Raw genomic sequence first — 14,887 nt, 5'->3', positions numbered from 1 at the left:
ACGTTAGCCCGCGCGGGTGCGGCGCAGCCACCACAGACCGACGAGCGGCAGCACCAGGGGTACGAACCCGTACCCGCGGCCGTACACCGACCACACGGTGTCAGCGGGGAAGTCGCCCGGGTCGAGCACGGTCACCGTGCCGACGATCAGCACCCCGAGCAGCTCGAACCCGACGGTCGCCCACGCCAGTCTCCGCGCGAACGCGCCGCGGGAGGCCAGCGCGACCGTCGCCAGGACGTAGACGACGGCAGCGACCGCCGAGAGCGTGTACGAGACCGGCGCCTCGGAGAACTTCGTGGCGATCTGGAACCCGGCGCGCGCGGTGGCGGCGACGGCGAACACTCCGTAGACGGCGATGAGCAACCGCCCCGGCCCGGTGGCGGTGGCGGGACGCTCGGCAGCGGATTCAGCCAATGGGCACCCACAGCTCGTGCAGCCGCCACACGGCGACCCCGGTGGCGATGGCTCCGGCGGCCACGATCGCACCGCCCCAGCGGCTGTCGGGCTCCGCCAGCGCGAACTGCGTGACGAACGGCAGCACCAGCACCGACACCACGAGGTAGATGACCACCTCGGTGGGTTCGGGCACCTGCACGCCCTGCGCGAGCGCCAGCCCGGCGAGCACCGCCTGGACCAGCAGCAGCACGACGACGACACCGACCGCGATCCGTACCGGACGGCCGGCGGGCCGCTTCAGCGCGGCGAGCGTCAAGCCGTACACGGCCAGCGCGGCCGTGGCCACCCACAGCACGACGACGAGGCCCGTGATCACGCTCTGACGCTACCCGAACGGCGGACGACACCCTCCGCGCGGGGTTACCGGATGGGTAGATGAGTGCTACCCCGGGCGACGGCTTACTGCCCCTCGCGGAACTGCCCAGGTCGCGGCATCGCCGACACGATGGTCTCCATCGTCAGAACGGTGCTCGGGAGTCGGGGAGGACGACCTCGGTATCGGCCGTCGAATACAGGGGGTAGTCATGGCAGTCGTCTCGAGCCCGCTCGAGTTCAGCGCGGAGCAGGTGTTCGTCGACCTCGGCGCGACCTTCGGCCGGCGTCTGTACCTCAAGATCGAGGGCTTCAACTTCGCCGGGTCGGTGAAGATGAAGGCCGCGCTCGGGATGGTCGAGGCCGCTGAGCGGGCAGGGATCCTCGAGCCGGACTCGGTGATCGTCGAGTCGTCGTCGGGCAACCTCGGCGTCGCGCTCGCGGTCATCGCGGCCAACCGTGGCTACGGGTTCGTCTGCGTCACCGACACCCGCTGCAACCCCGCGACCCGTCGGATCATGGAGGCCCTCGGCGCCCGCATCCACACGGTGCGCGTGCCCGATCCGCACGGCGGTTACCTGGGCGCCCGCATCAACTACGTGAAGGCGCTGTGCGCCGCCGACGCCCGGCACGTGTGGCTGAACCAGTACGCGAACCCGGCCAACTGGGGCGCGCACCTGCGCACCACCGCCCCGGCCATCGACCGCGAGTTCCCGCAGCTGGACGTGCTGTTCGTCGGCGCGGGGACCACCGGGACCCTGATGGGCTGCGCGCGGTACTTCCGCCAGCGGTTCGAGGAGGGACACCGCCGGGTGCGGATCGTGGCGGTCGACGCCGCCGGCTCGGTCACCTTCGGCGGACCGGCCAAGCCCCGGATGATCCCCGGCCTCGGCACCAGCGTGGTGCCGGATCAGCTGGACGAGTCCTTCGTCGACGACGTCGTGATCGTCGAGGAGGAGGACACCGTCCGCACGTGCCGCCGGATGGCCACGAACGGTTTCCTGTTCGGCGGCTCCACCGGCACCGTCGTCAGCGGCGCGCTGCGCTGGCTGGCCGAGAACGGCGCGCCCGGCCTGACCTCCGTCGCGATCTCACCCGACTTCGGCGAGCGCTACCTCGACACGATCTACCACGACGGCTGGGTCGCCGACACCTACGGCACCGGTGTCCTCGGCGACGCCGAGACCCTGCCGATGCGGGTGGCGTGACGATGAACGCTTCCGCGGAGCCGGTCCCCGACGAGGAGGAGACCCGGGTCGTCGAGCTGCCGCGCCACCGGCTGCTGAGGCGCGCCGAGGCGGAGCCGGCTGCCGAGGATCTGGCCGGGCAGCAGACCGGGGACGCCACCACGGTCGTCCACCGCCGCAGCATCGACGAGGAGCTCTCGGCCGCCCGCGCCGCCGTCGGCCGGCTGCGCAACGAGGTGGCCGGGCTGCTGGAGCAGCTGCAGAAGATGGAGCGCCAGGACCCGGACGCCACCGTCGCGGTCCCCGCTCCGAAGGATCTGCCACCCGCCGATCTGCCGTCCGTCGAGCCGACCCGGCCCGTGCGCACGCCGCCGGCCCCGCCGTCCGGTCCCGCTCGTCCGGCCGCCCGCCGGACGCCGCCGCCCGCGACCCGGCCCGCGCCGCCCGCCGGGCGTCCGGTGCCGCAGGCCCCACGGCCCACGGCACGGCCAACGACACAGCCGACGACACAGCCTCCGGCCCGCCCGGCCACACCGCGCCCCGCCCAGCCGGGTGTGCAGCCGGTGATGCCGCAGGCTCGGCCGGGTGCGGCCGTGTGCGCCGTCTCGGCCGAGGCACCTGCCGAGCTGCGGGCCTCGGCACCGGCACCTGCCGGCAGCGCTTCCGGTGGGGCGAACGACCTGCAGGCCGGCTACGCCGCGGTCCTCGCCGATGTCCTCGGTGTGCCGACCGTGTCCACCACCGCGAACTTCTTCGACGACCTGGGCGCCGACTCGATGGTGATGGCCCGGTTCTGCGCCAAGGTGCGCAGCAAGCCCGAGCTGCCCAACGTCGCGATCCGGGACATCTACCAGGCCCCGACGATCGCCGAGCTGGCCGCAGCGGGCGCGAAGAAGCCCAGCGCACCGCCGTCGCCGCAGGTCGGCACGCCGTTCGCGGCGCCGTCGCCGGCCGCGCAGCCGACCGGCCACCGGGCCCTGCGCCGCGCCGACCTCGACCCGGAGACCGTGCGGATCCAGGTCGTCAGCGCGCTCGCGGCGCCCGCCGAGAGCAAGGCCGTCGGCACCGCGGGCTACCTGTTGTGCGGGTTCGGGCAGCTGCTGTTCCTGCTCGGCTACCCGGCTCTGCTGACCTTCGCGTTCGCCGTCGCGTTCGAGTGGGTGTTCGTCGCGCCCACCGTGCTCGACGTCTACCTGCGCTCGGCTGCCGCCGGCGGCGGGTTGTTCCTCGCCACGGTGCTGCTGCCGATCGCGGCGAAGTGGCTGCTCGTCGGCCGCTGGAAGGCCACGCAGTTCCCGGTCTGGAGCCTGCGCTACTTCCGGTTCTGGCTGGTCAAGACGCTGATCAGGACCAACCCGCTGGTGCGGTTCGTCGGCACCCCGCTCTACACGTTCTACCTGCGCCTGCTGGGGGCGAAGATCGGCAAGGGCGCGCTGATCCTCTCGCCGACCGTGCCGGTGTGCACGGACCTGATCACGATCGGGGCCGGGGCCGTCGTCCGCAAGGCGGCGTCGTTCACCGGCTACCGCGCGCTGGCCGGCCAGATCCACACCGGCCCGGTCACGATCGGCGAGCAGGCGCTCGTCGGCGAGGCCACGGTGCTCGACATCGGCAGTTCGGTCGGCGACCGCGCCCAGTTGGGCCACAGCTCGGCGCTGCACGCCGGGCAGTCGGTCCCGCCCGGTGAGCGCTGGCACGGCTCCCCCGCGGAGCCCACGACCGTCGACTACCGGGGTGTGCCGGCGTTCCCGGGCGGTGCGTTCCGCCGGTTCTGGTTCTCCGCCGTCCAGCTGGTGCTGCTCTTCGGCGTCGTGCTGCCGCTCGGCCTCGGCGGGGTGGTCCTACTGGTCCGCGAGCTGCCGCAGGTGCAGGCGCTGTTCGTCGACATCGAGACCGCCGCGACCCACGTGCCGCTGCACCTCGACGTCGTGATCCTGGGCAGCGCGCTGTTCTTCGGGACGATGCTCGTCGGCGGGCTGGTCATGACGATCGTGCCGCGGCTGCTCTCCGTGCTGGTGCGGCCCGGCCGGCCGGTGCGGATGTACGGCATCTCCTACTGGGCGCTGCGCACCATCACCCGGCTGACCAACAGCAAGTTCGCGACGCGGGTCTTCGGCGACAGCTCCTACATCGTCGGTTACCTGCGGGCCATCGGCTACGAGTTCGGCCGCGTCGAGCAGACCGGTTCGAACTTCGGCACGGCCGTCGCGCACGACGTCCCGTTCCTCTGCCGCATCGGCAGCGGCACCGTCGTCGCGGACGGGCTGACGATGCTCAACACCGACTACTCGCCCAACGCGTTCTCGGCGCAGCCGGTCCGCATCGGGGCGCACAGCTTCCTCGGCAACGCGATCTTCTACCCGGCGCGGGCGCGGGTCGGCGACGACTGCCTGCTCGCGACGAAGGTCATGGTGCCGATCGACGGACCGGTCCGGCAGGGCGTCGGGCTGCTCGGCTCGCCGAGCTTCGAGATCCCGCGCACCGTCGACCGCGACGCCCGCCTCGCCCTCGGCCCGGAGGAGCGCCGCCGCGGCGTGCGCGCCAAGGCCCGGCACAACCTCGTCAGCATCGCGCTGCTGCTGCTGAGCCGGTGGATCTTCGCCGTGCTGACGGTGCTGCTGCTGCGCCTCGGGATCGAGCTGCACCTGCAGTTCGGCCCGGCCGCGATCGCGGTGCTGGGCGCGGCGGAGGTGCTGCTCACCTTCGGCTACTTCATCCTCCTCGACGCGACCGTGCGCTGGCTCGCGGCGCACCGGCCGCAGGGCGTGTCGATCTACGACCGGGCCTTCTGGCGGCACGAGCGCTACTGGAAGGTCGCCGAGGACACCTACATGCAGCTGCTCAACGGCACCCCGCTGAAGGCCGTCATGTGGCGGGCGCTGGGGGTGAAGGCGGGCAGGCGGCTCTTCGACGACGGCGTCTCCCTCACCGAGCGCACGTTCGTCACGATCGGCGACGACTGCACGTTCAACGAGCGCAGCGTCATCCAGTGCCACTCCCAGGAGAACGACGCGTTCAAGTCCGACCACGTCAGCATCGGCTCCGGCGTGACCCTCGGCGTGGGCTCCTTCGTCCACTACGGGACCCGGATCGGTGACGGCGCGGTCCTCGAGGCCGACTCCTTCCTCATGAAGGGCGAGGAGATGCCGCCGCACACGCGGTGGGGTGGGAACCCGACCGTCGAGATGTCCCCCATCAACCCGCTCGGCAACGCACTCTCGCGGCTCTGACGCACGGCAGACCACCACCGCACGGAGGACGACATGACCACCACCATCGACACCTCGCCCGGTGCGCGCCGCCAGCACTGGCTCGACGTCCTGGACGGAGCCGGCCTCACCACCGCGCCCCGCTGGTGCGCGACCCCCGGCTCCGGCATCGGCGAGCACGTCGAACCCGTCCCGGGTGACCTCGCCGCCACGCTGGCCACGCCCGGCGCGCTGGTCGCGGCCCACGCGGTCGTGCTCGCGGCGCTGTCCGGCGAGCGCGAGATCACCACCGGCTACCTGCCCGCCGCGGACGCCGAACCGCTGCCGCTGCGGCTCACCGTCGGCTCCGGCGCCGGCCGCGCGACCTGGCAGGAGCTGGTCGACGCCGCCGCCGAGGCCGCCGAGCGCTCGGCGATGTACGCCGACTTCCCGGTCGACGCGCTGGCCGTGCAGCTGGGGCGCTCCGGACCGCTGTTCGAGATCGAGCTCGACCCGTTCGGCAGCGCGGGCGGCCCGTCCGGGTTCAGCGTGCTGCGCGTGACGATCACCGACGGCGCGCTCGTGGTTCGCCACCGCGCCGACCTGATCGACGCCGAGGCCGCCGCCCGGATCGCCGGCTACCACGTCACGGCGCTGGCCCAGCTGGCCGCCGACCCGACCGGCCACCCGGCGAGCCTGCTGTCCGCCGCCGAGCGCGAGCTGCAGCTCGTCGGGTTCGCCGGACCGGTCCGCGGACTACCCGACGAGCGGTTCCACGAGCTGTTCGAGAAGCGGGTCGCCGCCCACCCGGACGCGATCGCCGCCGTGCACGCGGGCCGCCGGTTGACCTACGGCGAGCTCAACGCGCGGGCCAACCGGCTGGCGCGGGCGCTGCTCGCCCGCGGCCTGCGCCGCGAAGGCGTCGTCGCTGTCGTCGCCGAGCGCAACCTCGACTGGATGACGGCCGTGTTGGCGATCTTCAAGGCCGGCGGGGTGTACCTGCCGATCGAGCCGCACTTCCCGGCCGACCGGATCGGGCGCACGCTGTCCCGCGCCGGGTGCGAGCTGGCGCTGACCGAGCCGGGCAGCGACACCACCCTGCGCGCCGCCCTGACCGATCTCCCCCAGACCCGGCCGGTGCTGTTCGCCGAGGCCTACGCCGAGCCGCACGCCGACGACGACCTCGGCATCCGCGTGGACGCCGAGCAGCTCGCCTACATCTACTTCACCTCCGGCTCCACCGGCGAGCCGAAGGGCGCGATGTGCGAACACGCCGGCATGCTCAACCACCTCCTGGCCAAGGTCGAGGACTTCGGCATCGCCGAGGGCGCCGTGGTGGCCCAGTCCGCGCCGCAGTGCTTCGACATCTCGCTGTGGCAGCTGGTGTCGGCGCTGCTGGTCGGCGGGCGGACGGTGATCGTCCCGCAGGAGGTGATCCTCGACGTCGAGCGGTTCGTCGCCGAGATCACCGCCAACCGAGTCGCAGTCCTGCAGCTGGTGCCGTCCTACCTGGAGGTCGTGGCGACCTACCTGGAGCAGCACCCCGCGGTGCTGCCCGACCTGCGCACCGTCTCGGCCACCGGCGAGGCGCTGAAGCACGAGCTGATCCAGCGCTGGTTCGCGGTGGCGCCGCAGGTCCCGCTGGTCAACGCCTACGGGCTCACCGAAACCTCCGACGACACCAACCACGAGGTCATGCGGCAGGTGCCCGAGGGCGGCAAGGTGCCGCTGGGCCGCGCGGTGCGCAACGTCCGCGTCTACGTCCTCGACGAGGACCTGCAGCCCGTGCCGCTGGGTGCGCCCGGCCTGATCGCGTTCTCCGGCGTCTGCGTCGGCCGCGGTTACGTCAACGACCCCGAGCGCACCCGCCAGTGCTACCTCACCGACCCGCACCGGCCGGGCGAGCGCCTCTACCTGGGCGGCGACTACGGGCGCTGGCTGCCCGGCGGCAAGCTGGAGTTCCTGGGCCGGCGCGACAACCAGGTGAAGATCCGCGGGTTCCGCATCGAGATCGGCGAGATCGACAACGCGCTGCTCGAGGTCCCCGGGGTCCGCGACGGCGCCGTCGTCGTGGCCGAGCGGGCCGACGGCTCGAAGCACCTGGTCGCCTACTACACCGCCGACGCACCGATCGCGCCCGAGATCGTGGCCGTCCGGCTGGGTGCGCGGCTGCCCGAGTACATGGTCCCGGCACAGCTGCACCAGATCGACCGCATGCCGCTCACCCCGAACGGGAAGATCGACACCAAGGCGCTGCGGGCGATGGCCGCGGCCGAGGCCGGACAGGACGCCGGCACGAGCGTCCCGCCGGCCACGCCGACCGAGGAGATGCTCGCGGAGGCGTTCGCGAAGGTGCTCGACATCCCGGTCGAGAGGATCGGCCGCACCGACCACTTCTACGAGATCGGCGGCACGTCGCTGACCGCCGTGAAGCTCGCCATCGCCACGCGGCGGGTCGTGACGCTCAAGGAGATCGCCGCCACCCCGGTGCTGGCCGATCTCGCCGCACTCGTCGACTCCCGCACCGCGTGAGCGCTGCGATGACGAACCCGCCGCAGTTCCCGGACCACCACCCGCACGAGGAGACCCCGATGACCGTCCAGCACCAGGCCGCCCGTCCCGTCCCGCCGATGCCGGGGCCGATGTCGCAGCCACCGATGCCGCAGCTGCCGGTGCAGACCGCGCCCGGCCGCCCGCCGCTGATCCTCGCCAACTGCGGCCCCGACGCCGAGGGCTGGACCGCATACCACCGCGGCGCGCTGCGCGACGTCGTCACCCGCTTCGGCGCTGTGCTGGTGCGCGGGCTGGGGCTGCGCAGCCACGAGCAGGTCGCGAACGTGTTCCGGCTGATCGGCGGCGACCTGATGGTCGAGCGCGAGGCCTTCGCCGCCCGCGAGCGCTACCCCAGCGGCATCTACTCGTCGAGCACCTGGCCGGCGAACCAGCCGATGTGCATGCACCACGAGCTGTCCTACGCGCTCGACGTGCCGCGGCTGATGATGTTCGCCTGCCTGACCGCGCCCTCCGCGGGCGGCGCCACCGGTATCTCCGACGCCGCCTCCGTGCTCAACGCCCTGCCGCCCGCGCTGGTCGAGCGCTTCGAGCGCGAGGGCTGGGTGCTGGCGCGCAACTACAACGACGAGATCGGCGCCTCCGTCGCCGACGCCTTCGGCACCGACGACCCGCGTGCCGTCGAGGCGTACTGCCGGGCCAACAAGATCGACTTCCAGTGGCAGCCGGACGGCGGCCTGCGCACCTGGCAGCGCCGGCGCGCCGTGACGATCCACCCGATCACCGGACAGCGCTGCTGGTTCAACCAGATCGCGTTCCTCAACGAGTGGACGACGGAGCCCGAGGTGCGCGAGTTCCTCGTCGACTGCTACGGCCCGCAGGGGCTGCCGTTCACCACGCTGTTCGGCAACGGCGAGCCCATCGGACAGCAGATCGTCGATCTGATCGCCGACGTCTACGTGCGGCACACGCACCGCGAGCCCTGGCAGCCGGGCGACCTGCTGTTGGTCGACAACATCCGCACCGCCCACAGCCGCGAGCCGTTCGACGGCCAGCGGGAGATCCTGGTGGGCATGGCCGACCCGATGCGGGTGTCGGCATGAGCGCCGCGAAGCAGCCGCCGCCGTTCTCGGTCATCTCCGGGGCGCAGGTGCAGGCCGCGCTCGCCGGCCGGGAGCAGGAGATCGTCGACCTCGTCGAGGAGGCCTACCGCTGGCACGGCGCCGGCGACTCGGTCAACCCGCCGTCGTACTTCCTGACCTTCCCCGACCGCCCGACCGCCCGCATCATCGCGCTGCCCGCGTCGCTGGGCGGGAAGGTGCAGGTGGACGGCCTGAAGTGGATCTCGTCGTTCCCGGAGAACGTGGCCGCGGGCATCCCGCGCGCCTCTGCGGTGCTGATCCTCAACGACCACGACACCGGCTACCCGTTCGCCTGCCTGGAGAGCTCGATCATCAGCGCGACGCGCACGGCGGCCTCGGCCGCGCTGGGGGCCGCGCGCCTGTCGGCGAGCCGGGCGCGGCCCCGCCGGGTCGGGTTCATCGGCACCGGGCTCATCGCCCGCTACATCCATGCGTTCCTCGCCGGCAGCGGCTGGACGTTCGACGAGATCGGGGTGCACGACACGCACGCCCCGAGCGCCGACGGCTTCCGCGGCTACCTCGAGGGACGCGCCGGAGAGACCGCCCGGGTGACCGTGCACGACACCGCGGAGTCGCTGATCCGCTCGAGCGACCTGGTCGTGTTCGCGACGGTGGCGGCCACCCCGCACGTTGCGGAGCCCTCGTGGTTCGACCACCACCCGGTGGTCCTGCACATCTCGCTGCGCGACCTGGCGCCGGAGATCCTGCTGGACGCGGTGAACGTCGTCGACGACGTCGAGCACTGCCTGAAGGCCAACACCTCGCCGCACCTGCTGGAGCAGCAGACGGGCAGCCGCGACTTCCTCGCGGGTGAGCGCGGCGGCACGCTCGCCGACGTCCTCACCGGGCGGCTGCAGGTGCCCGCCGACCGCACGGTGATCTTCTCGCCGTTCGGGCTGGGCGTGCTCGACCTGGCCGTCGGAAAGTACGTCTACGACGCGGTCCAGGCCGCGGGCGAGCTGACGGTGATCCCCGGCTTCTTCCACGACCTGAACAGGCACGGGTAGCCGTGGACACGCTGATCGCGCCGCAGCCGGCCGCGCCGGAACCGCGCCCGCCCCGCCGGCCGGGCCGCGGCCCGCTGATCGCCCTGGTCGCGATCCTCGGGTTGATCGCGCTGGCCGGCGGATGGGCGCTCGCCCGAGCGTCGACGGCACCGCGACCGCTGACGGACCCGACGCCGGTCGCGGCCCCGCAGAGCGGGATCGCGGGCGCGGTCGGGGTCCGGTCGGCGGGTGCTCACCTTGAGGCGCTGCAGCGCGTCGCCGACCAGAACGGCGGCAACCGCGCCGCCGGCACGCCCGGCTACGCGGCGAGCGTCGAGTACGTGGTGGGGGTGCTGCGGGCCGCCGGGTGGGACGTGCGGACGGAGCCGTTCCAGCTCGGAGGGGCTTCCCACCACGACGACACCGACCACGACGACACCGACCGCGACGACACCGACCGCGACGACACCGACCGCGACGAAGAGCGACGCGCGGGCCGCACCGACGTGAACGTGATCGCGCAGACCCGCACCGGCGACCCGAACCGGGTGGTGCTGGCCGGGGCGCACCTGGACTCGGTGGCGGAGGGGCCGGGCATCAACGACAACGCCACCGGGGTGGCCGCGCTCCTCGACATCGCGACCGCGCTGGGCGGCGCACCCGATGTGCCGAACGCGCTCCGGTTCGCGTTCTGGGGCGGCGAGGAGGACGGCATGATCGGCTCCTCGGCGTACGTCGAGGGGCTGTCGCGGGCCGAGCGGAAGACCGTGCGCGCCTACGTCAACCTGGACATGCTGGCCTCCACCAACGGCGGCTACTTCGTGCAGGGCGGCGTGGGCGACGACGAGGAGGAATCGGGGCCGGCGGCGTCGGCCGAGATCGCGAAGCTGCTGGTGGAGCAGCTGCGGGTGGCCGGGGTCGAGGCGGAGAACGTCGAGTTCGACGGCGGATCGGACTTCGTTCCGTTCGCCGAGGCCGGCATCCCGACGGCCGGTGTCGCGGCCGGTGACGGTCAGCGCAAGTCCCGGGCGGACGCTGCCCGCTGGGGCGGCGAGGCCGGCGAGGTCCACGATCCCTGCTACCACCGGGCGTGCGACACGCTCGCCAACGTCGACCCGACGAAGTTCGAGGCGTTCACCGACGCCGTCGCGGCCACCCTGGTGCGGCTCGCGACCGGCTGATCAGCCGGTCCCGGTCGCCGGTGCGGGTTCGGCGGTGGGCGTGCGGCTCCGCACGCCCACGAGCAGCACCCCCATGCCCAGTAGGGCCAGAGCGGCCCCGACCGGGGGTAGCAGCTGCACGCCCGGGCCGGCGACCACCAGCCCGCCGACCATGCCCGAGAGGCCGGCGCCGAGGTAGATCGCCGAGGCGTTGAGCGAGAGCACGAGCGCGCTCTGCTCGCCCGCGACGTCCAGGATCAGGCTCTGGAACGGCGGGTTGAACGCCCACGAGGCGAGGCTCCACGCGACCAGCGCCGTGGCGGCCCCGGCGACCGTCAGCAGGGTGAACGGCAGGGTCGCCACCGCCGCGATGGTCACGGTCATCACGACGATCAGCGTGCGGCGCGGACCGAACCGGTCGGTCGCCCGGCCACCGAGGGTGTTGCCGACGATGGCGCCGAGGCCGTAGACGAGCAGGAGGATGCTCACGACGGGCCCGGTCGCGCCGGTGAACTCGGCGAGCAGCGGCACGACGTAGACGTAGACGCTCATCGTGCCCAGCACCCCGAGCACGGTGACGGCGAGGACGACCTGCACGGTGCGCTCGCGGAGCACGGAGAAGCGCTCCGTGAGCGTGACGGGCGGCGGCGCCGGTACCGACGGCACCAACAGGCGCACCCCGACCGCGGACGCCAGGCCGGCGGCGGCGACGAGCAGGAAGACCCCGCGGAAGCCGAGCGGTTCGCCGAGGAACGATCCGGCCGGCACGCCCAGCGCCAGCGCCAGCGTGAGCCCGCCGAAGACGATCGCCACGGCCCGGCCGCGCCGCTCCGGTGGGTAGAACGACGTGGCGACCAGCGTCGCTGCCGGGGTGTAGGCGGCGGCGCCGAGCGCGGCCACGATCCGCCCGACGAACAGCAGCGGGTACGTGGGTGCGAGGGCGGTCAGTGCGTTGCCGGCAGCTGCCGCGAGCAGCGCGGCCACGAGCAGAGTGCGCCGGTCCCAGCGGCCGGCCAGGGTGGCGACGAGCGGCGCGCCGACGGCGTAGGCGAGGGAGAACGCGGTGGCCAGCTGCCCGACGGCGGCGGGCGTGGCGCCGGTCTCGGCGCTGATCTCGGGCAGCACACCGGACACGATGTAGGCGCTCGTCCCGACGACGAAGGCACCGGCGGTCAGCAGGATCGCGCGAGCGGACACAGGGTCTCCCGTCATCGAACTTCGACCAGCACCGTACTACGACGTTGGTCGAACTTCGATGGGATTCGTAATATGTGGCTCATGGCACCGACCGGGGGCACCCCGCTGCCTCAGCCGGATCGATCGGAGATCCGCATCGAGGCCGTGCTCGCGGCGCTCGCCGATCCGGTGCGCCTCGACGTCGTCCGCACCCTCGCCGGAGCACCCTCCGGCATCGCCTGCGGCGAGCTCGCCCGGACCGTGAGCCCGTCGACCCGCACACACCACCTGAACACGCTGCGCGCGGCCGGGGTGATCTCCACCGTCGCCGTGGGCACGCGCAAGATCTCCAGCCTGCGCCGGGAAGACCTCGACGCGCTGTTCCCCGGACTGCTCGACGGAGTCCTGGCCGCGCCCCGGTGAAACCCCGCGCTCCGCGCGCAGCACCTGCCCGACCGCGGGGCAGAGGGGACGGCGGTGCGGCCGGAGGGGCTCACGCTCCCGATCGACACCGCACCACGCCCGCCCTGATGCAAGATGTGCCCCATGCGCACGACGGGCCGCCTCGCCATCGCCGCCGGGGCGATGTTCTTCCTCGCCAACGCTTACCTGTTCATCGTCCTGGCCGGCGCCGGCTGGACCATCGACATGTTCGACGACCCGAGCGCGCTGCTCCCGTGGGTCCATGAGCACATCCGCCTCTACCAGGGCCTCTGGCTGCTCTACTTCCTCTCCCAGGCCCTCCTCCTGCTCGTGCCGTGGCGGGTCGCCGAGGACCTCGAGGACCGCGCAGTCGGCGTCCTCGGCACGGTCGCCATCACGATCGCCATCGTCGGCCTCGTCATCATCTTCGCCGCCAGCCCGGTGACGGCCCGCGCGTACCAGGCATCAGCCGACGGGCAGATCGTGCTCGTCCTCCACGAGCTCGCCGCCGACCTCGGCAAGTACCTGCGACTCTTCTCCCAGCTCCTGCTCGGTGCCTGGATGATCCTCGTCGGCCGCCGGCTGCAGCAGCGCACCAGCACCAAGACGTGGCTGCTCTTCAGCGCACTGGGTGTCTGGACCGTGCTGGTCTCGGCGTGGAAGCTGTTCGATCCGTACATGGCGCTCGAAGACTGGCTCGGCTTCCTGCTCGGCCTCGGTTACCTCGCCCTCGGCGGCGGACTCCTGCGGACCCGGCCGTCGAGCCCGTCGAACACCGACTCCCCCCTGGTCGCGCCGATGACCGCGCCCGAGGTGCAGGACGCCTCGTCCGAGGCCAGGAACACGTAGGCCGCGGCGACCTCGATCGGGTGCCCCGCGCGCCCAGCGGGGTGCCCGCTCCGATGCCCGCCGGCGGGGCCTGCGCGAGCGCGGGGTGCACATCCGGCCTGCTCGCCGGGGTGCACGCCGCGTCGCCGAGTCCGTCGTCAGCTCGCGACGGGCTCCGCGCGCAGGACCTTGCCGATCTCCGGGCCGAGGAATCGGCGGCCGAGCCGCTCGAACGGCTCCGGGTCGCCGGTCGCGATGAACTCGTGCGGCCCGGCGGGCAGGCCCGGCTCGCGCAGCAGATCGTGCTCCATCAGCACGCGCACCAGGTCCTTCGCGGTCTCCTCGGCGCTGGAGACCAGCGTGACCTCCGGCCCCATGACGATCTGCAGCACGGCCGACAGCAGCGGGTAGTGCGTGCAGCCGAGGACCAGCGTGTCGACGCGGGCCCGCTGCAGCGGCTCCAGGTAGCCCTGGGCGAGCCCGAGGATCTGTCGGCCGGTGGTCTTGCCGCGCTCCACGAAGTCGACGAACCGCGGGCAGGCCACAGCGGTGACCTCGACGTCGCGGGCCGCGGTGAACGAGTCCTGGTAGGCGCCGGACGCGATCGTGGCGACCGTGCCGATCACGCCGATGCGGCCGGTGCGGGTGACGGTGACCGCTCGCCGCACCGCGGGCCGCACGACTTCGACGACGGGCACCGGGTAGCGCTCGCGGATGTCCGGCAGGCACGCCGCCGAGGCGGTGTTGCAGGCCACCACCATGGCCTTCACCCCGCGGTCCATCAGCGCGTCGCCCAGGGCGAGCGCGTGGCGGCGGATCTCGGCGATCGGCAGAGGCCCGTACGGCCCGTTCGCGGTGTCTCCGACGTAGACGACCCGCTCGGCGGGCAGCTGGTCGATGATCGAGCGGGTGACCGTCAGCCCACCCACCCCGGAGTCGAAGATCCCGATGGGTGCATCGACGTCGAGTGGGGAGCCGGACACGCCACCGAGTCTAGTGAGCCGCGAGTCTCCCCGTCCGTCCCTGCGAGTTCCCCCGCAGAGGCAGGCGAGTTCCCCCGCAGAGGCAGGCGAGTTCCCCCGCAGAGGCAGGCGAGTTCCCCCGCAGAGGCAGGCGAGTTCCCCCGCAGAGACGGGCGAGTTCCCCGTTCCAGGACGGCGAGTCCTGCGTTCGGTCGGGCGAGTCCTGCGTTCGGTCGGGCGAGTCCTGCGTTCGGTCGGGCGAGTCCGGCGTTCGGCACGGCGAGTCCCGCACCGCGCCCGGGCGCGTTGGGCGTCCGGGCCGTCCGAGCGCGCGCACTCGCCCGACCGCACGCGCGACTCGCCGGGCCGCACGCGCGACTCGCGTGTGCCGAGGCCGCCGTCCCGACCGAATGCGAGGACTCGCGTGCGCGGAGACCGCCGTCCCCGGCCGTCGCTCTAGATGTAGTGACTCAGGACGTTGTTGTCAGTGCTCGACGGCGTGTCGGCTTGAACGAGGGGAGGGCCTCCGGGCGAGGTGGGTGTGTCTGAGGCACCT

At 72.9% G+C, this 14,887-nt stretch carries 12 protein-coding genes; 7 read left to right on the top strand and 5 right to left on the bottom strand.

Going from position 1 to position 14,887, the window contains the following annotated elements:
• Positions 1-3 precede the first annotated feature (3 nt).
• Together BUE41_RS28790 and BUE41_RS28785 are read right to left on the bottom strand one after the other, a co-directional pair.
• The gene (locus BUE41_RS28790; RefSeq protein WP_073460506.1) at positions 4-414 is read right to left on the bottom strand and encodes a hypothetical protein; all 411 of its coding nucleotides are present in this window, start codon (positions 412-414) and stop codon (positions 4-6) included.
• Positions 407-772 carry a hypothetical protein gene (locus BUE41_RS28785; RefSeq protein ID WP_073460505.1) on the bottom strand — a complete coding sequence of 122 codons (366 nt, stop codon included), beginning with the start codon at positions 770-772 and terminating at the stop codon, positions 407-409. The genes BUE41_RS28790 and BUE41_RS28785 overlap by 8 nt, the downstream gene beginning before the upstream one ends.
• Positions 773-980: 208 nt before the next feature.
• Between BUE41_RS28785 and sbnA the strand changes: the two genes are divergently transcribed.
• The 6 genes from sbnA to BUE41_RS30990 are packed head-to-tail and all read left to right on the top strand — an operon-like array spanning position 981 to position 10,963.
• Complete coding sequence (gene sbnA / locus BUE41_RS28780) at positions 981-1,976, top strand: 2,3-diaminopropionate biosynthesis protein SbnA (RefSeq protein ID WP_073460504.1); 996 nt, start codon at positions 981-983, stop codon at positions 1,974-1,976.
• A gap of 2 nt (positions 1,977-1,978) precedes the next feature.
• On the top strand, positions 1,979-5,185 hold the full coding sequence (locus BUE41_RS28775) for a Pls/PosA family non-ribosomal peptide synthetase (protein ID WP_234997652.1): 3,207 nt from the start codon (positions 1,979-1,981) through the stop codon (positions 5,183-5,185).
• A 33-nt stretch (positions 5,186-5,218) separates the two neighbouring features.
• Positions 5,219-7,675, top strand: a complete 2,457-nt coding sequence (locus BUE41_RS28770) for an amino acid adenylation domain-containing protein (protein ID WP_084756080.1) — start codon at positions 5,219-5,221, stop codon at positions 7,673-7,675.
• Between the two features lie 59 nt (positions 7,676-7,734).
• Entirely contained in the window at positions 7,735-8,757 is a 1,023-nt protein-coding gene (locus tag BUE41_RS28765; protein ID WP_407691689.1) for a TauD/TfdA family dioxygenase, read from the top strand.
• Complete coding sequence (sbnB, locus tag BUE41_RS28760) at positions 8,754-9,803, top strand: 2,3-diaminopropionate biosynthesis protein SbnB (RefSeq protein ID WP_073460503.1); 1,050 nt, start codon at positions 8,754-8,756, stop codon at positions 9,801-9,803. The genes BUE41_RS28765 and sbnB overlap by 4 nt, the downstream gene beginning before the upstream one ends.
• A 2-nt stretch (positions 9,804-9,805) precedes the next feature.
• Entirely contained in the window at positions 9,806-10,963 is a 1,158-nt protein-coding gene (locus BUE41_RS30990) for a M20/M25/M40 family metallo-hydrolase (RefSeq protein WP_073460502.1), read from the top strand.
• Here BUE41_RS30990 and BUE41_RS28750 read toward each other — a convergent pair whose 3' ends face one another.
• Positions 10,964-12,139, bottom strand: coding sequence for an MFS transporter (locus BUE41_RS28750; RefSeq protein ID WP_234997651.1), 1,176 nt, complete (start codon positions 12,137-12,139; stop codon positions 10,964-10,966).
• A gap of 81 nt (positions 12,140-12,220) precedes the next feature.
• Here BUE41_RS28750 and BUE41_RS28745 point away from each other — a divergent pair, with 81 nt between their 5' ends.
• Entirely contained in the window at positions 12,221-12,541 is a 321-nt protein-coding gene (locus tag BUE41_RS28745) for an ArsR/SmtB family transcription factor (protein WP_084756093.1), read from the top strand.
• Positions 12,542-13,260: 719 nt separating this feature from the next.
• Here BUE41_RS28745 and BUE41_RS28740 read toward each other — a convergent pair.
• On the bottom strand, positions 13,261-13,506 hold the full coding sequence (locus tag BUE41_RS28740) for an SDR family oxidoreductase (RefSeq protein WP_084756076.1): 246 nt from the start codon (positions 13,504-13,506) through the stop codon (positions 13,261-13,263).
• A 21-nt stretch (positions 13,507-13,527) separates the two neighbouring features.
• Positions 13,528-14,352 (bottom strand): glutamate racemase, encoded by an 825-nt coding sequence (murI, locus tag BUE41_RS28735; RefSeq protein ID WP_073460499.1) that lies wholly within the window; start codon positions 14,350-14,352, stop codon positions 13,528-13,530.
• Positions 14,353-14,887 lie beyond the last annotated feature (535 nt).

Source organism: Pseudonocardia thermophila (assembly GCF_900142365.1).
Taxonomy (GTDB): Bacteria; Actinomycetota; Actinomycetes; order Mycobacteriales; family Pseudonocardiaceae; genus Pseudonocardia; species Pseudonocardia thermophila.
The sequence above is the reverse complement of the archived record's forward strand: the minus strand, read 5'-3'. Positions and strand labels throughout refer to the sequence as shown.